16 protein-coding genes are annotated in these 23602 nt (G+C 69.9%); 4 read left to right on the forward strand and 12 right to left on the reverse strand.

Annotated elements, in window-relative coordinates; translation table 11 throughout:
* Window positions 1-86 precede the first annotated feature (86 nt).
* Window positions 87-1787 (reverse strand): PHA/PHB synthase family protein, encoded by a 1701-nt coding sequence (locus ACOYR3_RS12800; RefSeq protein WP_422842758.1) that lies wholly within the window; start codon window positions 1785-1787, stop codon window positions 87-89.
* A 127-nt stretch (window positions 1788-1914) separates the two neighbouring features.
* Here ACOYR3_RS12800 and ACOYR3_RS12805 point away from each other — a divergent pair, with 127 nt between their 5' ends.
* Complete coding sequence (locus ACOYR3_RS12805) at window positions 1915-2250, forward strand: hypothetical protein (RefSeq protein ID WP_422842759.1); 336 nt, start codon at window positions 1915-1917, stop codon at window positions 2248-2250.
* Here the strand turns inward: ACOYR3_RS12805 and ACOYR3_RS12810 are convergent.
* From ACOYR3_RS12810 to ACOYR3_RS12820, 3 genes are all read right to left on the reverse strand, one after another.
* Complete coding sequence (locus tag ACOYR3_RS12810) at window positions 2170-3054, reverse strand: polyphenol oxidase family protein (RefSeq protein WP_422842760.1); 885 nt, start codon at window positions 3052-3054, stop codon at window positions 2170-2172. The two genes, ACOYR3_RS12805 and ACOYR3_RS12810, sit on opposite strands and share 81 nt — an antisense overlap.
* Entirely contained in the window at window positions 3054-3722 is a 669-nt protein-coding gene (gene maiA, locus ACOYR3_RS12815; protein WP_422846583.1) for a maleylacetoacetate isomerase, read from the reverse strand. Before maiA ends, ACOYR3_RS12810 begins: the two co-directional genes overlap by 1 nt.
* Window positions 3723-3819: 97 nt before the next feature.
* Complete coding sequence (locus tag ACOYR3_RS12820) at window positions 3820-4275, reverse strand: MarR family winged helix-turn-helix transcriptional regulator (RefSeq protein WP_291490006.1); 456 nt, start codon at window positions 4273-4275, stop codon at window positions 3820-3822.
* A 148-nt stretch (window positions 4276-4423) separates the two neighbouring features.
* On the opposite strand from ACOYR3_RS12820, the gene ACOYR3_RS12825 reads away from it, so the two are divergent.
* Window positions 4424-5119: a fumarylacetoacetate hydrolase family protein gene (locus ACOYR3_RS12825; RefSeq protein ID WP_422842761.1), complete on the forward strand. Its 696-nt coding sequence runs from the start codon at window positions 4424-4426 to the stop codon at window positions 5117-5119.
* 98 nt (window positions 5120-5217) lie between these two features.
* Window positions 5218-5769 (forward strand): NUDIX hydrolase, encoded by a 552-nt coding sequence (locus ACOYR3_RS12830; protein WP_422842762.1) that lies wholly within the window; start codon window positions 5218-5220, stop codon window positions 5767-5769.
* A 29-nt stretch (window positions 5770-5798) separates the two neighbouring features.
* Here the strand turns inward: ACOYR3_RS12830 and ACOYR3_RS12835 are convergent, their stop codons facing one another.
* The 8 genes from ACOYR3_RS12835 to ACOYR3_RS12870 form a co-directional block, all read right to left on the reverse strand.
* A complete protein-coding gene (locus ACOYR3_RS12835) occupies window positions 5799-7103 on the reverse strand; it encodes a hypothetical protein (RefSeq protein ID WP_422842763.1) in 1305 nt (434 codons plus the stop codon).
* A 257-nt stretch (window positions 7104-7360) separates the two neighbouring features.
* Entirely contained in the window at window positions 7361-9727 is a 2367-nt protein-coding gene (locus ACOYR3_RS12840; RefSeq protein ID WP_422842764.1) for a penicillin-binding protein 1A, read from the reverse strand.
* Window positions 9728-9737: 10 nt separating this feature from the next.
* The gene (gene ligA, locus ACOYR3_RS12845) at window positions 9738-11828 is read right to left on the reverse strand and encodes an NAD-dependent DNA ligase LigA (protein ID WP_422842765.1); all 2091 of its coding nucleotides are present in this window, start codon (window positions 11826-11828) and stop codon (window positions 9738-9740) included.
* Window positions 11821-12306, reverse strand: coding sequence for a GNAT family N-acetyltransferase (locus ACOYR3_RS12850; protein ID WP_422842766.1), 486 nt, complete (start codon window positions 12304-12306; stop codon window positions 11821-11823). Before ACOYR3_RS12850 ends, ligA begins: the two co-directional genes overlap by 8 nt.
* Window positions 12307-13431, reverse strand: coding sequence for a cell division protein FtsZ (locus ACOYR3_RS12855; protein ID WP_422842767.1), 1125 nt, complete (start codon window positions 13429-13431; stop codon window positions 12307-12309).
* A 61-nt stretch (window positions 13432-13492) separates the two neighbouring features.
* Window positions 13493-17014, reverse strand: coding sequence for a chromosome segregation protein SMC (gene smc / locus ACOYR3_RS12860; RefSeq protein ID WP_422842768.1), 3522 nt, complete (start codon window positions 17012-17014; stop codon window positions 13493-13495).
* Between the two features lie 358 nt (window positions 17015-17372).
* The gene (locus tag ACOYR3_RS12865) at window positions 17373-20504 is read right to left on the reverse strand and encodes a bifunctional diguanylate cyclase/phosphodiesterase (RefSeq protein WP_422842769.1); all 3132 of its coding nucleotides are present in this window, start codon (window positions 20502-20504) and stop codon (window positions 17373-17375) included.
* A gap of 229 nt (window positions 20505-20733) precedes the next feature.
* Window positions 20734-22212, reverse strand: a complete 1479-nt coding sequence (locus ACOYR3_RS12870) for a short-chain fatty acyl-CoA regulator family protein (protein ID WP_422842770.1) — start codon at window positions 22210-22212, stop codon at window positions 20734-20736.
* Window positions 22213-22369: 157 nt separating this feature from the next.
* Between ACOYR3_RS12870 and prpC the strand changes: the two genes are divergently transcribed.
* A complete protein-coding gene (prpC, locus tag ACOYR3_RS12875) occupies window positions 22370-23527 on the forward strand; it encodes a bifunctional 2-methylcitrate synthase/citrate synthase (protein WP_422842771.1) in 1158 nt (385 codons plus the stop codon).
* Window positions 23528-23602 lie beyond the last annotated feature (75 nt).

Raw genomic sequence — 23602 nt, forward strand, 5'->3', positions numbered from 1 at the left:
TTGATGGGTTGCTGGTTGGGATTCTCGCAGCGCGGCAGATCCGCACTGTTCCATACCAGGGTTTCTGCGTACCCGGCCAGGGCGCCTCAGGCCTTCTCTTTGACGTAGCGGCCCGGCGCGGGCTCGATGGCCTTGAACTTGGTGCCCTTGCCGTAGCCCTTGGGGGCAGCGATCTGCTTGCCGGCATGGCCCTTGAGCCACTGCGACCAGTCGGTCCACCAGCTGCCGGGGTGCTCGGTGGCGCCTTCGAGCCACTGGTCCAGCGTGGCGGGGAACTTGCCATCGGCGCGCATCCAGTGGCTGCGCTTGCCCTTGGCGGGCGGGTTGATCACGCCGGCGATGTGGCCCGAGGCCCCCATCACGAAGCGTTTCTTGCCGGGCAGCACCTGGGTGGACGCATACGCGGCCGTGGCCGGCACGATGTGGTCCTCGCGGGAGCCGTAGATGTACACCGGCATCGTGAGCTGGCCCAGATCCATCTTTTCGCCGCACACGGTGAGCTTGCCGGGCTTGACGAGGTTGTTCTCCAGGTAGAAGTTGCGCAGGTACCAGGCGTAGAACGGGCCGGGCAGGTTGGTGCTGTCGCTGTTCCAGTACAGCAGGTCGAACGGCGGCGGGGTTTCGCCCTTGAGGTAGTTGCCCACCACGTAGTTCCACACCAAGTCGTTGGGCCGCAGGAAGCTGAAGGTGGACGCCAGGTCCTGGCCCTTCATCAGCCCGCCGTGCCCCATCTGCATCTCGCGGAACTTGACGAAGGCCTCGTCGATGAACACGTCCAGGATGCCCGTGTCCGCAAAGTCGATCAGCGTGGTCAGGAAGGTGGCGCTGGCCACCGGCTCGTCGCCGCGCGCGGCCAGCACGGCCAGGGCGTTGCTCAGGATGGTGCCGCCCACGCAGAAGCCCAGGGCGTTGATCTGCTCAGCGCCGGTGATGTTCTGCACCACGTCGATGGCGGCCATGGCGCCGTTTTCCACGTAGTCGTCCCAGGTCTTGTGGCCCAGGTCTTCGTGGGGGTTGCGCCAGCTCACCACGAAGGTGCGGTGGCCCTGCTCCACCGCGTAGCGGATGAGCGAGTTCTCGGGCTGCAGGTCCAGGATGTAGAACTTGTTGATGCACGGCGGCACCAGCAAGAACGGGCGCTCGTACACCTTGGCCGTGAGGGGCTTGTATTCGAGCAGCTGGAACAGCTCGTTCTCGTACACCACGGCGCCCTCGGTGGTGGCCACGTTGCGGCCCACCTCGAACAGGCTCTCGTCCGTCATGGACACATGGCCCAGCGAAATGTCGTGCAGCAGGTTCTGCATGCCCTTCGCAATGCTTTCGCCCTTGGTCTCGATGGCTTTTTTCTGCGCCTCGGCGTTGAAGGCCAGGAAGTTGCTGGGGGCCATGGCGGCCATCCACTGCTCCACGCCGAAGCGGATGCGCGCCTTGGTCTTCTCGTCGGCCTCCACGGCATCGACCAGGCCCATCAGCGTGCGGGCGTTGAGCAGATAGGCCGCTGCGGAAAAGGCCGCCACGGGGTTGCTGGCCCAGCCTTCGCCCGCAAAGCGCTTGTCCTTGATCTCGGGCGTGCCTTGCAGGCCCTGCGACCACAGCGCCTGCGCCTCCTGGAGGTACTGCTGCTGCAAGGCCTGCAGCTTGTCGGGCGAGAGCTTGACGGCCGCTGCGGAAGGCAGCGCGCCGCCCAGGTCCATCTTCTGGAACGACTGCAGCGCTTGGGCCCAGGTTTGCCCGAAAATCTGCTGGAACTGCTGGGCGCCTTCTGCCCAGGGTGATTCAGAATGCATGCTCTTTCCTCGGTGATGGGGGCCCGCGGCGGCCAGGCCGGCGGGAACGCCCTCTTTCGGGATTCATTGTTGCCGACGCCCTGGCACCTGGCAACGGAATCACAACACGTGCAGTGAACACAAACCAATGTACCTCATCGTCATTGCCTGGACCTACGTCACGCTCATGATGGCGGTGGCCGAGGCCGCCAGTCCCACGGGCACGCTGCTGGGCGCGTTCTTCACCTTTGCGCTCTACGGGGCGCTGCCCATGGGCATCCTGGTGTACATCCTGGGAACGCCGTCGCGCAAGCGGGCCATCAAGGCGCGCGAGGCGGCGGAACAGGCGGCTTACGACGCCGAGCTGGCGGCCGCTGCGCAAGGCGCCGCGGCCGCCAGCGCGTCAGGTGCGCCAGATGCAGGCGGCCAGCCGCCCGCTGCTGCCGAGGGTGGCGGCATCCCGGCGGTACGAAAAGAACCGTGAGGCATTGGTGACCGTGCACCAGGCGTCGGTGCCGTCGTTGCCGTAGACGTGCGTGACGCCCAGGGCCCGCAAGCGCCGCCGCGCCAGGCCCGCCAGGTTGCACAGGTATTTGCCCGGCGCCTGCGGCTGGGCCACGAAGCACGCCTGCGCGCCCGGGTCGTCGCGGCAGAAGGCGTCCCGCACCTCGGCACCGACCTCGAAGGCCCGGGGACCGATGCACGGGCCCAGCCACACCAGGGTGTCTGCAGCCACCGCGGCGGAGGGTGAAAACGCTCCTAATTTGATAGCTTCTTGCGCAGATCCAGCCTGCGTTAGGGCCTGAAAACGCTGAAACACCGACTCCAGCACGCCCTGCCCCCCGGTGCCCGCCAGCCCGCGCCAGCCGGCGTGGGCCGCGGCCACCACGGCACCCGAGCGGTGGGCCCACAGCACGGGCAGGCAGTCGGCCACCATGATGGTGCAGGCCACGCCGGGCGCGGCGGCGGTACAGGCATCGGCCTTCACACCGTCGGGGGTGGTGGCCTCCAGGTGCACCACGCCATCGCCGTGGACCTGGTCCAGGAACACGGGCCGCGTGCCGGGCGCCAGCTTTTGCAAGGTCGCCTGCAGGCGCGCGCGGTTGGCGCGCACGGCCCCGGGGTCGTCGCCCACGTGGCTGCCCAGGTTCAGGCTGTCGTAGGGCGCGGCGCTGACGCCGCCCGCCCGGGTGGTGCACAGGGCCTGAACGCCGGGCGGCGCGGGCCAGTCCGGCGCGAGCCAGTCGGCAGGCGCCAAAGGTGCCGGCGCTGGCGTGGACACGTCCATCAGGCCTCGGCGTCCGGGCAGGCCGAGGGCTGCGCGCGCTGGAACGCGGGCAGCGCCATGCAGGCCTCGAAAGCGCCCATGGTGAGCGGCAGCTGGTCCAGGCTCACGTTGAAGCGCTGGCCGTTGAAGATCTGCGGCACCAGGCAGCAGTCGGCCAGCGTTGGCGTGTCGCCCCAGCACAGCACGGACGGCGCCATGCCTTGCGCGGCGCGCTCCTGCGCCAACAGCGCCAGCTGCCGCTCGAAGGCCTCTAGCCCGCTGCGCACCCAGTGCCGGTACCAGGCGTTCTTGGCGTCTTCTTCCACGTGCAGCTCGTGCACCAGGTACTTGAGCACGCGCAGGTTGTTGATGGGGTGGATCTCGCAGGCCACCATCTGGGCCAGCGCCCGCACCCGCGCGCGCGCCAGGGGCGTGGCCGGCAGCAGCGCGGGCGTGGGGTGCGTCTCGTCCAGGTATTCGATGATGGCCATGGACTGGGTGAGTGCCGCCCCTTCGTCGGTCACCAGCGTGGGCACCAGCGCATCGCCCACGCGGCTGGCATAGGCCGGCGCCTTGTGCTCGCCCTTGACCAGGTGCACGGGCAGGTAGTCGTAGTCCAGGCCCTTGATCTGCAAGGCAATGCGCACGCGAAAGGAGGCAGAAGAACGGAAATAGTTGTAGAGCTGCATGGCAAAACCCATGGTTGCGGTGAAAAGGAAGGAAGGGAGCCGGCAGGCAGTCAGGCGCGGGACGGCTGCGGCTGCGCTGCGCCGGCGGCGAGGGCGCTCAGGCGCCCGAGGCGCCGGCGGGGTCCTGGTGCTGGTACACCACGCGGTGCAGCAGCTGCATGAGATCGCTGCGCTCCTGCGCGTTCAGCGGGGCCATCAGCCGTTCCTGCACCCGCTGGGCCGCGTCGCGCATCTGCAGCGCGGCCACTTCGCCCTCGGGCGTGATCCACAGCAGCTTGCGGCGCCGGTCCCGCGTATCCGGCTCGCGGCGCACCCAGCCACGCTTTTCCAGCCGGCCGATCACCGACCCCGATGTGGCCGCATCGAAGGCCACGCGCGAGGCCACGGTGACCTGGTCTTCGCCGGGGCGGGCCAGCAGCTCGTGCAGGATGGCAAACTGCACCGGTGTCACGTCGAAGCCGGCCGTCTCCTCCATGAAAAGCGCAACGGTTCGCTGGTGCGCACGGCGCACCAGGTGGCCCGGCGTGTTGTGGAAGTCGAAGCTCTGTGCCATGGGCGCGAGTGTAGCGCTCCCCGGCGCGCGGCCCGCAGCCATGGCACACTGCGCCGGGGGCGCCCGCGCCCCGACGAAATCCAGCCCTTCATTCCAGGCCTGCCCGCGTTTTCTCTCGGCGCAGGCCCAACCCGAAAGACCGACGGACATGAGCTACGTGTTTTCTCCCGCCCCGGTGGCCAGCGTGCCTATCGTGGGCAGCGGCGACCGCTTTCCTGTGCACCGCATCTACTGCGTGGGCCGCAACTACGAAGAGCACGCCAAGGAAATGGGATTTACAGGCCGCGAGCCGCCCTTCTTCTTCATGAAGCCCGCAGACGCCATCGTCGTGGCGCCGCAGGGTGAGACGGTGCCCCTGCCGTACCCGAGCCTCACGGCCAACCTGCACCACGAGATCGAGCTGGTGGTGGCCATCGGCAAGGGCGGGCGGAACATCGCGGCCGCCGACGCGCTCTCGCACATCTACGGCTACGCCGTGGGCCTGGACATGACCCGCCGCGACCTGCAAAACGACATGAAGAAGCAGGGCCGCCCCTGGTGCATCGGCAAGGGCTTCGACGCCAGCGCGCCCATTGGCCCCATCACCCCGGCGGCGCAGGCGGGCGATGTGTCCCGCGCGGCCATCTGGCTCCAGGTCAACGGAGCGGACCGCCAGCGCAGCACGGTCGCGCAGCTGATCTGGAACATCGCCGAGACCATCGAGCACCTCTCGGCCGCGTGGGAGCTGCAGCCGGGCGACCTCATCTACACCGGCACGCCCGAGGGCGTTGGCGCCGTGGTGCGCGGCGATGTGCTGGAAGGCGGCATTGACGGCCTGGGCACGCTGCGGCTGAACGTGGTGTAACGGCGCACCGGCCCTCCGTGGGCCGGATACTATAATTTTCATAGCTTCCCGCGCTTATGGCGCAAGCGCTGGAGGCCTGTTTGACCCAAAGTCTCTGAATGACCTTCCGCAGCCCTATCAAACACTGCCGCGCCTGCGGCACCGCCGTGGTCTACCGCCTGCCGGACGACGGCGACACCAAGCAGCGCGCCGTCTGCCCCGCCTGCAACACCGTGCACTACGAGAACCCGCTCAACGTGGTGGGGACGGTGCCGGTGATGGCCGACGGCCGCGTGCTGCTGTGCAAGCGCAACATCGAGCCGCGCTGGGGCAAGTGGACGCTGCCCGCAGGCTTCATGGAGCTGGACGAGACCACGGCCCAGGGCGCCGCGCGCGAGACCGACGAGGAAGCCGGCGCCCAGATCCGCATGGGCCCGTTGTTCAGCCTGCTGAACGTGCGCCGGGTCGGGCAGGTGCACCTGTTCTACCAGGCCACCCTGCTGAGCGACCTGTTCAACCCGGGCTACGAAACCATCGAGGCGCGGCTCTTCCACGAGGAGGAGGTGCCCTGGGACGAGATCGCGTTCCGCACCGTCAAGGAAACGCTGGAGGCCTACTTTGCCGACCGCAAGGCCGGCGCCTTCGGGCTGCACTGCATCGACATCGAGTAGCCTGCCCGGACCAGAACCTGCTCAATGCCTCAGGGCAGGAACAGATCCGCCGGCGTCGGCACCACGGTCGTGAACACGTAGCCGCTGCTGCCGGCTTGCGCAGACTGCGGCACGCCGCTGCTCATCAGCCCTCCGCTGCCGCCCTGCCCACCGCTGGCGCCGCCCCCGCCGCCAGCGACGGCCAGGGTGCCGGTGAGATCGTCGACGCCGGCAGGGCCGCCATTGGCCTGCACCGTGCCCGTGATGCTCGGCGCCGTGGGGGCAATCAGGTGCACGATGCCGCCACCGCCGCCCCCGCCCGCACCGGCGCCCTGCGTGTTGCCGGTGTTGCCGTTGACGCCCGAGGCACCCGCGCCGCCATTGGCGCGCAGCACCCCGCTCACCACGATGCTGTTGGCCGAGGCCACGATGATCACGCCGCCGGCCCCGCCGCCCGCCCCGGCCGCATCCACGCCGGCCGCGGGCGCGTTGGAGGCATTGCGGCCGCTGGCATCGATCGCGCCCAGGGCCGAGATCGTGACCTTGCCACCGGCCAGGATGACCAGGGAGCCGCCCCCCTCGCCACCCGTGTTCGATACGTTGGGCCGGTAGCCCGCCCCGCCCGCCGCTGCGGGCGCCTTTTTCAAGAGCGAAGCCGTCAACGGCGGCAGCCCCGTGCCGCCCTGCGATGCCCCTGCGGCCGACAGCGCAATGCCCGGATGCGGCGCCGCCCCGCTGGCACCGGCCCCCTCCACCACGGTGACGGTGCCGGAGATCGTGACGTCGCCCGTGGCGCGCAGCACCGTTCCGCTGGGGACCTTCAGGGAGCCATCCACCTGGATGGTGGTGAACTGCAGGTGATGGCGCCCGGCCAGGCTGTTGAAGCCGCTGACAGTCGTCAGGTCCAGGTTGGCACCCGGCAACACCGAGAACGCGCCGCCCGAGCCATCGCCGTACACCCCCATCGAGCTGGCCGGGCCCTGGGGGCCTGCAGGGCCCGCAGGCCCCATGGCGCCGCTGGGGCCCTGGGCTCCCGCCGGCCCGGTGGCGCCTGGAGCTCCGGTGGCGCCTGTCGCGCCCGCTGGCCCCATGGGCCCCGGGGCGCCGGGCAACCCCGCAGGGCCCGCGGGCCCCGCCGGACCGGTGGCGCCGGTGGGGCCCACGGCGCCCGTCGCAACGCCGGCAGAGCACTTGCCCAGCGTGCCGCTGGTGCCGTCAAAGCACAGCAAGGTGCCCTGGGCCGGTGCCGCCACCAGCCCGGGGGCGCGCACGCTGCCGCTGTCGTCTACCCGAAAGCGCACCGACTGGGTGGCCGAGTCGGTCACGACCACGGCACCGCCGGGCGGCGGGGTCATGCGGATATCCGTGGCCCGGCTGGCCAGCGGAGCACAGAGCAGAACGGCGGTGGCCACAGCCGGGGCCAGCCGCGACGAACGGAAGGGGCAAGAGATCATGAAAAGGCGGGAAGCACAAAAGGTTTGCACAGACACGAACAGGCAGGCCGGACCACGCACCGGGCGCGGCGCAACCCCACACCGGCGCGCATGCTAGCGGCATGGCACCAGCCACGCCAGCAAAAAAGTGCCAGGCCGCGCGCTGCGCAGCCCCGCCCTCAGCCGCCCACGCGCTCCTCGGCGGGCGGCGGGGGCCGGCCGGGGTCGTAGGTGGAAGGCGGCAGGCCGCTGGGGCCGCCCCCCGGGGGCGCCTGGGGCGCGGGCCCCAGCGGCCAGGGTGGCGGCGCGGGCTGGGGAGCTGGCTGGGGGGCGGGGTCCGTGCGGAACAGGCCGCGGATCCATTCGCGCATGCTGCCCAGCGAGGCGTCTGCGGGCGGTGGCGACGGCTGGGGCGGCGCCTCGGCAAACTCGTCCACGAAGCGGTCGCCGGCATTGACCACCTTGGCGCGCAAGGCCTGCTGCATGAACTCGCCCACCATGGGCAGGGCGCTGCGGGCCCCCTGCCCCCAGGCATCGCTGCGCAAGGTGACGCGGCCGTCGTTGAAGCCGGCCCAGGCCCCCGCCACCACGCGGGCGTGCATGAGGATGAACCAGCCATCGGTGTTGTCCTGCGTGGTGCCGGTCTTGCCGGCCACATCGGCCTGGATGCCGTAGCGCGTGCGGATGGCGGCGGCCGTGCCGCGGTCCACCGACCCCCGCATGGTGTTGCGCAGCGTCTGCGCGGCCCGCGGGTCGAACACCTCCTGGGGCGTGGATTCGGCAAAGGTCTCCAGCACCTTGCCGTCGCGGTCTTCGATGCGCGTGATCAGCACCGGCTCCACGTAGCGCCCCAGGTTCACGATGGAGCAGTAGGCCGTCACCATCTCCTTGAGGGTGACCGGGCTGGTGCCCAGCGCGAGCGAGGGCACCTCTTCCAGCGGCGACTGGCGCACGCCCAGGGCGCGGGCCACCTCGGCCACGCGGGCGGGCCCCACCTGCTGCATGACCTGGGCGGTGATGGTGTTCTTGGAGAACGCCAGGCCGTCGGCCAGCGTCATCGGCTCTTCGCTGGGCGCGCGCCCGTCCGTGGGGCGCCACACGCGGCCGCCGCCCAGGGGGATTTCAACGGCCGTGTCCATCAGCGTGTCTTCGGGCGAGGCGCCCTTGGCAAACGCGGCGCCATAGACAAAAGGCTTGAAGGTGGAGCCCGGCTGGCGCCGTGCGGCCTGCACGTGGTCGAACGGGTCCAGGGCAAAGTCGCGGCTGCCCACCCACGCAAGCACGTGGCCGGTGACCGGATCCTGCGCCAGGAAGCCGGCCTGCACCCGCGTCTTCTCCGTGCGCAGCTTCTGCAAAAAGGCATCGTCGGCCAGCAGGGCCTTGAGCGCATCCTCGGGCGCCTCGCCCTTGTCCACGGCGGCGCGGTACTCGGCGCTTTCACGCACCAGGGTCTGCACCAGTTCGTTGGCCGCGTTCCAGCCGTCGCGCCGGCTCCAGGCGGCGTCGGCCACTGCCTGCAGCTGCTTGCCCTGGTGGGCCACGGCCTGGTTGGCGATGGCCTGCAGGCGCGAATCGATCGTGGTGCGGATCACCAGCCCGTCGGCGTACAGGCTGTAGCCATGGCTGTCGGCCCAGTCGATGAGCTGCTTGCGCAGCTGGATGGCGAAGTGCGGCGCAGGCCCCATCACCTCGGTCTGCCGCTCGAAATTGACGCGCAGCGGGCGCTTTTGCAGCGTCTCGAACTCTTTTTCGTCGAGCTTGCCGCGCTTGACCATCTGCGACAGCACCGTGTTGCGGCGGTCCCGGGCGCGCTCGGGGTTGAGCACGGGGTTGTAGTACGCCGTGCCCTTGAGCATGCCGATCAGCGTGGCGCTTTCCAGCACGTTGAGCTTGTCGGCCGACTTGTCGAAGTACGTGCGCGCGGCCATCTCGATGCCGTAGGCGTTGTAGAGGAACGGCACGGTGTTGAGATAGGTTTCCAGGATCTCGTCCTTGGAATACGAAGCCTCGATCTTCAGCGCGGTGATCGCCTCCTTGAGCTTGCGCGTGAGCGCCTGCGGGAACACGCGCGAGCGGCCGATCTCGTCCGGAAAGAGGTTGCGCGCGAGCTGCTGCGTGATGGTGGAGCCGCCCTGCGGGTCGCCCCGCAGCGTGAGCACCACCGAGGAGGCCGTGCGCTTCCAGTCCAGCCCGAAGTGGTCGTAGAAGCGGTGGTCTTCCGTGGCGATGAGGGCGTCCACGACATGCGGCGAAATCTTGTCCAGCTCCACCCACTCACGGTTGGCCCAGCGGTACTCGGCCAGCAGCTTGCCGTCGGCCGACACCAGCTGCGCCGGCAGCTCGCTCTTGGCCTTGCGGATGTCGGCCACCGACGGGGTGAGCGGCAACAGCACCAGGGTGTAGGCGAGCACGATGGCCGGCAGCGCCAGGGCGCCCCACAGCAGCACGCGCCGCACGGGGCGCGGGATCCATGCCAGGGCGGCGGCCAGCCAGCGAAGTGCGGCCGCGGCACGCGCGCGGACCGATTGCAACCAGGGATTGCGCATCAATAAAACCTCACAGGTCCGGGCCGGCCGCCAGCAGGGCGAGCATGCCGGCTTCATCGAGCACCGGCACGCCCAGCTCCTCGGCCTTGGCCAGCTTGCTGCCGGCTTCGGCACCGGCCACTACATAACTGGTCTTCTTGCTCACCGAGCCGGCCACCTTGGCGCCGGCCGCCTCGAGCAAGTCCTTGGCCGCGTCGCGGCTGAGCGTGGGCAGCGTGCCGGTGAGCACCACGGTCTTGCCCGCCAGCACCTGGGGCGCGCGCTCGGCCGGCGCCCCTTCGGGCCAGGTCACGCCGCAGGCGCGCAGCTGCTCCACCACCTCGCGGTTGTGGGGCTGCTCGAAGAAGGTGTGGATGGCCTGCGCCACCACGGGGCCCACGTCGTTCACCTGCAGCAGCTCGTCCACGCTGGCATCCATGATGGCGTCCAGCGTGCCAAAGTGCCGCGCCAGGTCCTTGGCCGTGGCCTCGCCGACATGGCGCAGCCCCAAGCCGAACAAGAAGCGCGGCAGCGTGGTCTGCTTGGACTTTTCCAGCGCGGCCAGCACGTTCTGCGCCGATTTCTCGGCCATGCGCTCCAGCGCGACCAGCGAGGCCAGGCCCAGCCGGTACAGGTCGGGCAGCGTGCGGATCACGCCCTGGTCCACCAGCTGGTCCACCAGCTTGTCGCCCAGGCCCTCGATGTCCATGGCGCGGCGCGCGGCAAAGTGCAGGATGGCCTCCTTGCGCTGCGCGGCGCAGAACAGGCCGCCCGTGCAGCGGTGGTTGGCCTCGCCCTTCTCGCGCACCACGGCGCTGCCGCACACGGGGCAGGTCTTGGGCATGTGGAAGTTGGGCACGTAGCCCACGCGGTTGCCGGGCATCACGCCCACCACCTCGGGGATCACGTCGCCCGCACGGCGCACGATGACCGTGTCCCCCTTGCGCACGCCCTTCTTGCGGATCTCGAACAGGTTGTGCAGCGTGGCGTTGGTCACCGTGACGCCGCCCACGAACACGGGCGCCAGCCGCGCCACGGGGGTGATCTTGCCGGTGCGGCCCACCTGCACGTCGATGCCCTCCACCCGCGTGGCCATCTCCTGCGCGGGGTACTTGTGTGCCACGGCCCAGCGCGGCTCGCGGGTCTTGAAGCCCAGGTCGCGCTGCAGCTGCAGCGAGTTCACCTTGTAGACCACGCCGTCAATGTCGTAGGGCAGCGCGTCGCGGCTGGCCCCCACCTGCTGGTGGTACGCTACCAATTCAGTAGCACCTTGCGCAATCTGCACCTGGGCTGCCACCGGAAAACCCCAGGATTTGAGCGCCTGCAGCAGCTCGTAGTGGGTGCGGAACACGGGCCCGCCCTCGCCTGCCGGGGTGACGGCGCCCAGGCCGTAGGCAAAGAAGCTCAGCGGCCGCTGGGCCGCGATGCCCGAGTCGAGCTGGCGCACCGCGCCCGCCGCCGCGTTGCGCGGGTTCACAAAGGTCTTGCCGCCCTGCTCGCGCTGGCGCTCGTTCAGTGCGTCGAAATCGGCCCGGCGCATGTACACCTCGCCGCGCACCTCCAGGAGTGGCGGCACGCCGTCCGGCAGGGTCAGCGGGATCTGGCGGATGGTGCGGATGTTGTGCGTCACGTCCTCGCCCACCTCGCCATCGCCGCGGGTGGCAGCCTGCACCAGCCGGCGGTTCTCATAGCGCAGGCTCATGGCCAGGCCGTCGAACTTGGGCTCGGCCACGTATTCGACCGGCGGGTCGGCCGGCGCCAGGCCCAGCTCGCGCCGCACCCGCGTGTCAAACGCCTGGGCGCCGGTGGCCTCGGTGTCGGTCTCGGTGTGGATGCTCAGCATGGGCACCGCGTGCCGCACGGGCGTGAGGCCGTCCATCACCGCGCCGATCACGCGCTGTGTGGGCGAATCGGGCGTGATGAGATCGGGGTGCGCGGCTTCCAGCGCCTGCAGCTCACGAAAGACCCGGTCGTACTCCGCATCGGGCACGGAGGGCTCGTCCAGCACGTAGTACTGGTGCGCCCAGGTGTTGAGCTGCGCCCGCAGCGCTTCAATTTTGATAGCTGCTTGCGCTTGGCTGGTCTGCGCTGCGGCCGAAAAAAGGTCGGATTGCTCAGTCATGGTGGACCCCGCTGGGATTCTTTTGGACAAAACCCAGTTCCCGTCCCCCGACAAACCCGACGGATTCGTAGAGCCGGTGGGCTTGCACCCGCTGCGCACCCGAGAGCAGGAACACCTTGCAGCAGTCCATAGCCCAGGCCTCGTCCAGGGCGAACGCCAGCGCCGCCCACGCCAAGCCCCGGCGGCGAAATCGCTCGCCGGTAATCACGTGCTCGATGACACCGATGGGCCTGCCCGCGCTCGCGAAATTCGGCAGGCATGCCAGCATGCAGGTGGCACCGATTTCGCCATCGTCCAGCGCAACCACCAGCCTTGCCTGCGGCGAATGGAGAACCGCGCGGAACGCCTGGAAGGACGCCTCGTCACTCAACTCCGGGTCCTGCGGACGCAGTTCGCGGTACAGCGCCCTGACGGCTCGGTGGTCGGCTTCGTTAGCCAGCCGTACCTGCGCGGCGCTCGCCCCCCGTGCCACGGCCACTCAGCTGAAGAGCCTGCGCGCGAGCGCCGACCCTGCGGACAAGTCCCGGCCGTCCAGCTGGTCGTAGAGCAGCTCCAGGTCGGCGGCGATGGGCTCCATGGCCATGGCGGGCAGCGGGGTGCCGTTCTGGTCGCACAGCACGCCGTCCATGGCCTGGCACAGCGCGGCAGCCACGTCGCGCAGCCGGGTGAAGGGCTGTTCCGTGCGGTACACCTGCGGCACGTCCAGGCTCAGCGTGATGTCGCGGATGGCGGACTGGTCGGGGTCCTCGGCCAGGGCGGCCTGGGTGTCGTAGCCCAGGGTCAGCAGCGGCGGCAGGCCGGGCGTCGAGACGGGCAGCACCAGGCGCCCGGGCATGGCGCCGGGCACAAAGCCCAGGCGGGCGGCGTTCTGCTGCACGTAGCCGGGGCTCCAGGCGGCTTGGCGGGCCCGCAACATGAACATCAGCTGCGCATCATGCTCGCTGGCAAACTGGTCCAGCTCGCGGGCGCGGGCCACCTCCTGCAGCATGTCGGGGAAGTCCGGCGCGGCGTTGATCGCGTCGGCAAAGCCTTGCGTCTTCATCACGAACTCAGAGAACTCGATCTCGTTGAGCGCGCCCATGCGGTTGGCCAGCTGCACGCCGGCCTGGAAGCCCTGGTAGCGCTGGCCGGCGGCGGGCGTCTCCCACTGCTGGGTGGCCTCGTTCAGGCCCTCGATGGCAAACGGCTTGCTGCCGGCGCGGCGCGTGGGCGGCAGCGCGGCCAGCGCGGCGTCGCCGGACACCACGTGCTCGACCTGCAGGCCGGCAATCACGTCGATGAGCGGGTCCAGCCCCAGGCGGCGCTCGGCCGACAGCGGCGGCACGGGCATGTGCAACGCTTCGCTCAGGTCCACGGCATGGCCGTCGGCGGGCTCCAGGCCGCGGTCCAGGTCCTGGAACGCATCGCCCGGCACGGCCACCGCGCCGCCGTCGAAGCCGGGCTCCTGGCGCAGGGCCGGGTCCGCCATACCGGCGGCCGGCTCGTGCTCCTGCGGCAAGGCGCGCTTGGGGGCGTTGCGGCGCGAGGTCCAGGTGTTGTAGGCAACGATCAGGGCCAGCACCAGGCCGCCCACGATGGCCAGACTCAGTTGCAATGTGCTCATAGGTGAGGGGGTCTTCTACTGTCCGTTGCGAAGCGACACAGGGGGGCGTCATCTTCTTTCTTCAAGCATCCACCATCGACAGCGCGGATTCCATGTCCACCGCCACGATGCGCGAGACGCCCTGCTCCTGCATGGTCACGCCGATCAGTTGCTCGGCCATTTCCATGGCGATCTTGTTGTGGCTGATGAACAGGAACTGCGTGCCCTTGGACATGCTGGACACCAGCTTGGCATAGCGCTCGGTGTTGGCGTCGTCCAGCGGCGCGTCCACCTCGTCCAGCAGGCAGAACGGCGCGGGGTTGAGCTGGAAGATGGCGAACACCAGCGCGATGGCCGTCAGGGCCTTTTCGCCGCCCGACAGCAAGTGGATGGTCTGGTTCTTCTTGCCGGGCGGCTGGGCCATCACCTGCACGCCGGAGTCGAGGATTTCGTCGCCGGTGATGATGAGCTTGGCCTGCCCGCCGCCGAACAGCTCGGGGAACATGCGGCCAAAGTGCGCGTTCACGGTGTCGAAGGTGCCCGAGAGCAGTTGGCGGGTTTCGCCGTCGATCTTGCGGATCGCGTCTTCCAGCGTGTTCATCGCCTCGGTCAGGTCGGCGGTCTGCGCGTCCAGGAAGACCTTGCGCTCGCGCGCCAGGTTCAGCTCGTCCAGCGCGGCCAGGTTGACGGCGCCCAGGGCGGCGATCTCGCGGTGCAGGCGGTCGATCTCGGCCTGCAGGCCCTGCACCCGCACATTGCCCTCGGCGATGGAGCGCGCCACGGCCTCCAGGTCGGCCTGCGCGTCGGCCAGCAAGGTGGTGTACTGCTCCAGGCCCAGGCGCGCGGCCTGCTCCTTGAGCTGGAATTCGGTGATGCGCTGGCGCAGCGGGTCCAGCGCGCGTTCCAGCTGCATGCGGCGTTCGTCGCTGGCGCGCAGCTTGGTGGTCAGGTCGTCGTATTCGCTGCGCTGCGCGGCCAGCTGCTTTTCGCGCTCCATCTTCACGTCCAGCGCCTGCTGCAGCCCGCCCTGGGCGGCCGCGTCGGACAGCCGCGCCAGCTCATCGCGGGCGCGCTGCTGCTCGTCGGCCAGCGCGACGGCCTGCTGCGTAGCCGTCTCGATGGAGCGGTTGAGCTCGCCCCGGCGCGCCTCCAGGCTGCGCTGGGAGAACGTGGCTTCCTGCACCTGGCGCTCCAGCGTGCGCTGCTGCTCGCGGCAGGCGGCGAGGCGGCGCTCGGCCTCGATCACGCGGTCGCCCAGGCTGGCTTCGCGCTCCTGGCTTTCGGCCAGTTGCATGTCCAGCTCTTCAAACCGGGCCTCGGCGGCCACGCGACGCTCCTGCAGATCAGCGAGCTGCGCTTCCACTTCGGCCAGGTCGCCGTCGATCTGCTGGCTGCGGGCGCGGGTCTGCTCGGCCAGCTGGGACAGGCGCAGCGTCTCCACCTGCAGCTCGTGCGCCCGGCTCTGCGCCTCGGAGGCTTCGCGCCGCGCCGCGACCAAACGCTGCGATGCGTCGGCGTAGGCCGCTTCGGCGCGCACCAGCGCCGTGCGGGATTCCTCGGCGATCAAAGCCTGGGCGCGCAGCTCCTTTTCGAGGTTCTCGATCTCCTGCGCCCGGGCGAGCAGGCCGGACTGCTCGGAGTCCTGTGCATAGAAGGACACGCTGTGCGCGCTGACGGCGTGGCCGGACGGCACAAAAATCACCTCGCCCGGCTGCAGTGCGGCGCGGCGGGCCAGGGCCTCGTCCAGCGTGGGGGCGGTGAAGCAGCCTTGCAGCCAGTCGCACAGCACGGCGCGCAGCCCCCCGTCATGAAGCCGCAGCAGATCGGACAGTCGGGGCTGTGCCGACGGCGGCTCGGCCTGGCCCGCGGCGGGCGGGCTGTAGAAGGCCAGCCGCGCGGGCGGCGCGTCGGTGCCCGAACCCAGGAAGCCGCGCACCATCTCCAGGCGGCCGACCTCCAGCGCGCCCAGGCGCTCGCGCAGCGCGGCCTCCAGGGCGTTTTCCCAGCCGGGCTCGATGTGGATGCGGCTCCACAGGCCCTGCAGGCCTTCCAGCCCGTGCTTGGCCAGCCAGGGGCGCAGCTTGCCGTCGGTCTTGACCTTTTCCTGCAGCGCCTTGAGCGCCTCCAGCCGCGCCGAGAGGTCGGCCTGGCGGGCGCTTTCGCTGTTCACGGCCTGCTGGCGCGCACGGCGGTCGTCGTCCAGCTGGGGCACGGCCTCCTGCAGCTCCTGCAGGCGGGCCTCGGTGGTCCCGGCAATTTCCTGGGCGGCATCGAGCTGTTCGCGCAGGTTGTCCAGGCGGGCCTCGTCCGGCGCCGCCAGCGCATTGCGGTCGGAGCGCAGGCGCTCAAAACGCGCGTCCAGCTGGCGGCTTTGTTCGTCGATGCTGCGCTGCTCCGCCGCCAGCACGCCGATCTGCTGCTGCACCTGCACCACGCTGGCGCGTTGCTCGCTGGCGCGGCTTTGCGCCTGGCGCAGGGCGTCTTCCAGGTCGGGCAGCTGCATCGCCTGCTCTTCCATCTGGGCGGCCAGCAGCTCGGCACGCTCTTCGGCGTCCACGCCCGCGCCGGCCAGGTTCTCCAGCTCGATGTCGGCCTCTTCCTTGCGGGCCTGCCACTGGGCGATCTGCTCGGCCAGCGTCACCAGGCGCTGCTCCACACGCTGGCGGCCTTCCACCACGTAGCGGATCTCGGCCTCCAGCTTGCCGACCTCGGCCGTGGCCTCGTAGAGCTTGCCCTGGGCCTGGTTGACCTGGTCGCCGGCCGCGTAGTGGGCCTGGCGGATGGTTTCGAGGTCCGATTCGACGGCGCGCAGGTCGGCCATGCGCGATTCCAGGTCGTTGACGGCCTGCAGGCCGTCGAGCCGCACCTTGGCCTGGTCGGCCTCGGCATCGGCGCGCTTGAGGAACCACAGCTGGTGCTGCTTGAGGGTCGCGTCGGCCTGCAGGGTGTTGTAGCGGGCGGCCACCTCGGCCTGCTTTTCCAGCTTTTCGAGGTTGGCGTTCAGCTCGCGCAGGATGTCTTCCACCCGGGTGAGGTTCTCGCGCGTGTCCGACAGGCGGTTTTCCGTCTCGCGGCGGCGCTCCTTGTACTTGGAGACGCCGGCGGCCTCTTCCAGGAACAGGCGCAGCTCCTCGGGGCGGCTTTCGATGATGCGGCTGATGGTGCCCTGCCCGATGATGGCGTAGGCCCGCGGCCCCAGGCCCGTGCCCAGGAACACGTCCTGCACGTCGCGGCGGCGCACGGGCTGGTTGTTCAGGAAGTAGCTGCTGGTGCCGTCGCGCGTGAGCACGCGGCGCACGGCGATCTCGGCAAACTGGCTCCACTGGCCGCCCGCGCGGTGGTCGGAGTTGTCGAACACCAGCTCCACGCTGGCGCGGCTGGCCTGCTTGCGGGTGGTGGTGCCGCTGAAGATCACGTCCTGCATCGACTCGCCGCGCAGCTCGCTGGCCTTGCTCTCGCCCAGCACCCAGCGCACGGCGTCCATGATGTTGGACTTGCCGCAGCCGTTGGGGCCCACCACCCCCACCAGCTGGCCGGGCAGCATGAAATTGGTGGGCTCAGCGAACGACTTGAAGCCGGAAAGCTTGATGGAGGTAAGACGCACGGGTCAGAAAGCGGGCAAAGAAGGCGTGACAGACAGGACAGGCGGTGGCGCCGGGTGGCCGCTCCATAGGGAAACCCGCTGGCGGCAAGGGCGGAATGATACCGCGCCACCCTGCCCTCACCTGCTGCAAATGGTTTGCGCGCGGTGCTGTGGCACCAAGTTTGCCGCACTAGAGATAAAAATAGGCTGAAACGCCCGTTCAGCAAGCGGTAGCAGCTATTAATTTTGCAGTACGACGAAGGACCCGCTCGCTCCGATACTGGCGCTCCCCCACGCCAGTGCACCCGTGGAACTGGCTCCGCCAGGCCACAAGGGTGCGCCCCCCTCCGGGGGGATGGCGCGCAGCGCCTCTGGGGGACTACCTATTCATCTGGCGCACCAGCGCCTCGAAGTCGGCCGCCGGCACCGGCGGGCTGAACAGGTACCCCTGCCAGGCGTGGCAGTGGTGGCGCGCCAGGAATTCGCGCTGGGCTTCGGTTTCCACGCCTTCCGCAATCACCCGCAGGCCCAGGCTGGTGCCCAGCGCGACCACGGTGCGGGCGATGGCGGCGTCGTTGGGGTCGGTCAGCACGTCGCGCACGAAGCTCTGGTCGATCTTGAGCTGGTCCAGCGGCAGGCGCTTGAGGTAGGCCAGCGACGAATACCCCGTGCCGAAGTCGTCCAGCGAGAAGCCCACGCCATAGCCCTTGAGCTGGCCCATCTTGTCGATGGTGTCCTCCACGTCCTGCAGCAGCAGGCCCTCGGTCATCTCCAGCTTGAGCTGGCGCCCGTCCGCGCCCGAGCTGGCCAGGGCCGCGAGCACCTGGGGAACAAAGCTGTTCTGGTGGAACTGCCGCGGGCTCACATTGACCGCCAGGCTCAGCCCCGCCAGCTCGGGGGCCGCGGCCCAGCGCGCCAGCTGCACGCAGGCGGCCTGCAGCACCCACTCGCCCAGGGGCAGGATGAGGCCGGTTTCCTCCGCCAGGGGGATGAACTGCGCGGGCGAGACAAACCCGTCCCGCGGGTGGCGCCAGCGCAGCAGGGCCTCGGCGCCGGTGATGCGGCCGCGGTCGATCTGCGGCTGGTAGTACAGCTCGAACTGGCCCTGGGCCAGGCCGGCGCGCATGTCCAGCTCCAGCGCCGCCCGGGCGCTGACGGCGGCCTGCATCTGCGGGTCGTAGAAGCGCAGCGTGTCGCGCCCCGCGTTCTTGGCCTGGTACAGCGCCAGGTCGGCCCGCTTGAGCAGTTCGTCCACCGTCTCGCGCATGCCGCTGAAGATGGTGATGCCCATGCTGATGGAGCTGTGGTATTCGCCGCCCGCCAGCCGGTACGGTTCGCGCAGCACCGACAGGATGCGCTGGCCCACCTCCTCGCTGCGCGCGGCGGCCTCCTCGGGGCTGTCGCCCAGCGCCTCCAGCACCACCACGAACTCGTCGCCGCCCTGGCGGGCCACCGTGTCGTCCTCGTGCAGGCAGCTGCGCAGGCGGTGCGCCACCTCCTGCAGCAGGCTGTCGCCGCTGTCGTGCCCACGGGTTTCGTTCAGGGTCTTGAAGTTGTCCAGGTCCAGCAGCAGCAGCGCGCCGCTGCGCTCGTGGCGGGCGCTGGTGGCCAGCGCCTGCTGCAGGCGGTCCATCAGCAGGCGCCGGTTGGGCAGGCGGGTGAGCGGGTCGTAGTAGGCCAGGTGGTTGATCTCCTCCTCGGCCGCCTTGCGCTCGCTCAGGTCCTGCATGGTCACCAGGTGCCCGCCCTCCACCTGCACGCCGGACACTTCCACCGGCCGCATCTGGCCGTCCTGGCAGCGGATGGCGTACTCGCCGCTGGGCACCACCCCGTTGCGGGCCTGCGCCCGCGCCAGCGCATCGCGCCAGCTCTGGCGGGCCGCGGCGCGGCGCTGCGGGTCGGGAAAGGCCCGCGCCCACCACGTCTCCACGTCGGGCACCTCGGCCTCGGTGTAGCCGCAGATCTCCACGTAGCGCTGGTTGCGGAAGGTGATGCGCCCGTCCGGCTCCACCAGGCACAGCCCCATGGGCAGCCGCTCCAGAATGCCGCGCAGGCGGTGTTCGTTGCTGCGCAGGGTCTCTTCCATGCGCTTGCGCGAGGTGATGTCCTGCACCACCGCGATGTGGCGCTCCGGCGCCGCTCCGGGCAGCCACAGCGGCGAGACGGTGACGTCGCCCCAGACCACCTGCCCATCCTGGCGCAGCAGGCGCTGTTCCAGGCGGTACTGCGGCACCTCCCCGGTTTTCAGCCGCTCCAGCTGCGCCAGGTCGTTCGGCAGGTCCGCGGGGTGGACGATGTCGTGGAACGAGCGGCCCAGCAGGTCGCGCGGGTGGGCGTAGCCCAGGATGTCGGCATAGCGCTGGTTCACGCGCACATACCGGCCCGTAGCGGTGTCCACCTGCGCCACGCCCACGGTGGCCTGGTTGAACAGCGCGCGGAACCGCTCCTCGCTCTCGCGCCGCGCCTCTTCGGAGGCCTGCGCCCGTGCCAGCGCCAGGGTGCGCTGGCGTGACAGCAGCCCCACGGTGGTGGCCAGCAGCAGCGACACCAGCGCCCCGGCCAGCCCGGCGAGCCACGGCAGGCGGGATTCCGACGGGGTGAGGAACGTGCGCGTGGGGTAGAAGGTGAAGCGCCAGCGCCGGTCGTGCACCACCACGTCGCGCACCACGGGCTGGGCGCCTGGCAGCGCGGGGGCCGTCAGCTCCAGCAGCGGCAGCGCGGTGCTCTGGCTGGGGTCGGTGCGCACGGGGCCCAGGTCGGACATGGCCACGGCAATGCCTTCGAGCAGGCCCTGCTGGCCCAGCCCTTGCACCAGGTCGTACACGCGGATGGTCGACGCCACCGCGCCCAGAAAACGCAGCTCGGCCGTGCCGGCCGTGGGGTCGAACACCGGCACGCGAATCACGATGCCGGCCCGGTGCTCGGCTTCCTGCAGCAGGTCGAACGGTGCGGACACCACCGTCTGGCCGCTGTCCCGGCTGTAGCGCATGGCCGCCAGGTTGGCCGGCTGGGCGCTGATGTCCAGGCCCAGGATGCCCTCGTTGCCCACCATGGGCCACAGGTACTCGGCCACAAAGTATTCCGCCCGCTCGCCAGGCGGGTGGATGTGGAAATCCGGGAGGCCCTGCGGGGACAGCGACGTGTCGGCCCGCACCCGGGCCTCGTAGGCTGCGCGCTCGCTGCCCGGCACCCAGCGGGTGAACGAGAGATTGCGCACCCCGGGGTAGCGCTGGCCCACCTCCATCTCGCTGGCGGCACGCTCGAAGTCCAGCCGCGACAGGTGCGGGTTGGCGGTGAACAGGCCGCGCAGTGCGTTGACCACTTCGGTGTGGCCCGCCAGCCGCTGGCGCAGGGCTTCGGTGAACGCCCGGGTTTCCTGGCTGAAGCGGGCCTTTTCGATCTCGGCCGTGGCCTGTGCCTGGTGCCAGCCCAGCAATCCGCTCAGCACCAGCCCGGACGCGGCCACGGCCACGCCCGACACCCAGTGCCGGTACCGGCCCGGTGGAGGCACCGGGTCCGCCGCAGGAAAGAAAGTGCTCGGAGAGTCCAGGGGGAAAACCTTGCGTTGCCGCCCCGGCGGCCACCCGGCCGCACGGGAAAGAGCGCAGGATACCGGCAATCTACGGTTGCCTCGGCCAACAAACGGTTACCACGCTTCTTTTTGCAAAAAAGTGCCTCCTGCGCAACATTACCGGGCGGTGCAAGCTATGAAATGAAGAGCGTATTTTGTAACTTATCAGTCACAAATGAGGCCGCTCCGGCCGAGCGGCCGCAACGGCGTAGGGCGTGAAAAGGCTGCGGTTTTCGTCCACGGCCAGCGCCCTGCCGATGGGGGGAAACGCCCGCTGCGGGCAGTCGCCGCGCTCGCAGACCTTGCAGCCCATGCCGATGGGCACGGCGGCCTCGGGGTTGGCCAGGTCCAGCCCGCGGGCATACACCAGCTGCGGCGCGTGGCGGATGTCGCAGCCCAGCGCCACCGAAAACTCCTTGCCGGGCGCGCCCCAGGCGCCGGCGCGGCGGGCGACGGTGCGGGCGATCCACAGGTAGGTGCGCCCGTCGGGCATACGGGCCACCTGCGGCACCGTGCGGCCGGGCTGCGCAAATGCCTCGTACACATTCCACAGCGGGCAGGTGCCGCCCACCTTGCTGAAGTGGAAGTGCGTGGCCGACTGCCGCTTGCTGATGTTGCCCGCCCGGTCCACGCGGATGAAAAAGAACGGCACGCCGCGGGCACTGGGCCGCTGCAGGGTGGACAGCCGGTGGCACACCGTCTCGAAGCCCACGCCGAACTGGCGGCACAGCCGGTCGATGTCATAGTGCGCGGCCTCGGCGGCGCGCAGGAGCGCGGTGTAGGGCAAGACCAGCGCCCCCGCGAAATACTGGGCCAGCCCGATGCGCGCCAGCGCCCGCGCCTGGTCGCTGGACAGGCCGGCGCCCTCGGCCAGGCGGGCCAGCTCGGCGCCCTGCTCCAGAAACGCCAGCTGCGTGGCCATCTGGAAGGCCCGCTGCCCCCGCGACAGCCCCGCCGCCAGCTGCAGCACGCGGGTGTCCGCGTGGAACACCCGCTGCGCACCGCCGGGCAGCTCCGCCCCGTCGGCCAGGCGCACGCCATGGGCGGCCTCCAGCCGCCGCGCCAGGCTCTCGTCCGCACGGCCGGGCTGCAGCGCCCAGTCGCTCGCACAGCGTTCGGCCGCATCGTCCAGCGTGGCAATGTGGTTCTGCCGCGCAAAGAAGAAGTCGCGCACTTCCTCGTACGCCATGGGCGCGGGCGGCTGCCAGGGCGCGGCGGCAGCGCTGCGGTCGTCGCCCAGGCCCCACTGGGCGTTTTGCGCGCCCAGGGCCTCCAGGCGCTCCAGCGCCTCGCGCCGCCCCTGGTGCAGCGCCAGCAGCGTGCGGGCCACGGCGGGCATGTGGGCGGCCAGCTCGCGGATCTCGGCCAGCGAAACCCCCTCCCCGCCCGCGGCGGGGGGCGCATCGGCCAGCGCTTCGCGCAGCGCGGTGATCAGGCGCGCCTCGTCATCGTCGGAAAACCGCTGCACGTCTACGCCGAACACGGCGTTGATCTTGAGCAGCACCGGCACCGTCAGCGGGCGCTGGTTCTGCTCGATCTGGTTGAGGTAGCTGGCGGACAGGTCCAGCGCGCGCGCCAGAGCCACCTGGGTCATGCCGCGCTCTTCGCGCAGGCGGCGCAGGCGCACTCCCATGAAGGTCTTTTTCATTGTTGGGCGGATCCGGTTATTCGCAACATTTGCAAACTGCCGTGGCGGCGTTCGCAAATCTTCGCCATTTCAGGTCTTTTGCACACACACCATTGTGCGTAGATTGCGAAGTATGACAAGCCTGAACACCGCCACCCCACCTGCAGGAGACCTTTGCATGAACGCCCCCATCCTGGCCCCCGCCTTCCGGCCCAAGAAATCCGTCGCCCTGTCCGGCGTGGAGGCCGGCACCACCGCCCTGTGCACCGTGGGCCGCACCGGAAACGACCTGCACTACCGCGGCTATGACATCCTGGACATGGCCGAGGTGTGCGAGTTCGAGGAGATCGCGCACCTGCTGGTGCACGGCAAGCTGCCGACCCACGCCGAACTGAACGCCTACAAGGCCAAGCTGCGCGCCCTGCGCGGCCTGCCCGGCAGCGTGAAGGCGGCGCTGGAGCAGCTGCCCGCCGCCAGCCACCCCATGGACGTGATGCGCACCGGCGTCTCGGCCCTGGGCTGCGCGCTGCCCGAGAAGGACGACCACAACCTGCCCGGCAGCAGAGACATTGCCGACCGGCTGATGGCCAGCCTGGGCAGCATGCTGCTGTACTGGTACCACTTCAGCAACTCGGGCCGGCGCATTGCGGTGGAGACGCAGGACGACTCCATCGGCGGCCACTTCCTGCACCTGCTGCACGGCACCCCGCCGCCCGCCAGCTGGGTGCGCGCCATGCACACCTCGCTGAACCTGTACGCAGAGCACGAATTCAACGCCAGCACCTTCACCGCCCGCGTGATCGCCGGCACCGGCAGCGACATGTATTCCAGCATGGCCGGCGCCATTGGCGCGCTGCGCGGCCCCAAGCACGGGGGGGCCAACGAGGTGGCGTTCGAGATCCAGAAGCGCTACGACAACCCCGCGCAGGCCGAGGACGACATCCGCCGCCGCGTGCAGGCCAAGGAGGTGGTGATCGGCTTCGGCCACCCGGTGTACACCGTGAGCGATCCGCGCAACGCCATCATCAAGGGCGTGGCCCGGCGCCTGTCGCAAGAGGCCGGGTCGACCAAGATGTACGACATCGCCGAGCGCCTGGAGTCCGTGATGTGGGAGGAGAAGAAGATGTTCCCCAACCTCGACTGGTTCAGCGCCGTGAGCTACCACATGATGCAGGTGCCCACCGCCATGTTCACGCCGCTGTTCGTCATTGCCCGCACCAGCGGCTGGGCCGCGCACGTGATCGAGCAGCGCCAGGACAACAAGATCATCCGCCCCAGCGCCCACTACACCGGGCCGGAAGACCGGCAGTTTGTGCCGATTGACGAGCGCCGCTGATCAAAAACCATAGCTGCCCGCGCTCGCTTCACGCCATTTCCAGCATGTTTTTCTTCTGAAAATAGCGCCCCTAAA

The organism is Acidovorax sp. M2(2025), from assembly GCF_049330835.1.
Taxonomy (GTDB): Bacteria; Pseudomonadota; Gammaproteobacteria; order Burkholderiales; family Burkholderiaceae_C; genus Acidovorax.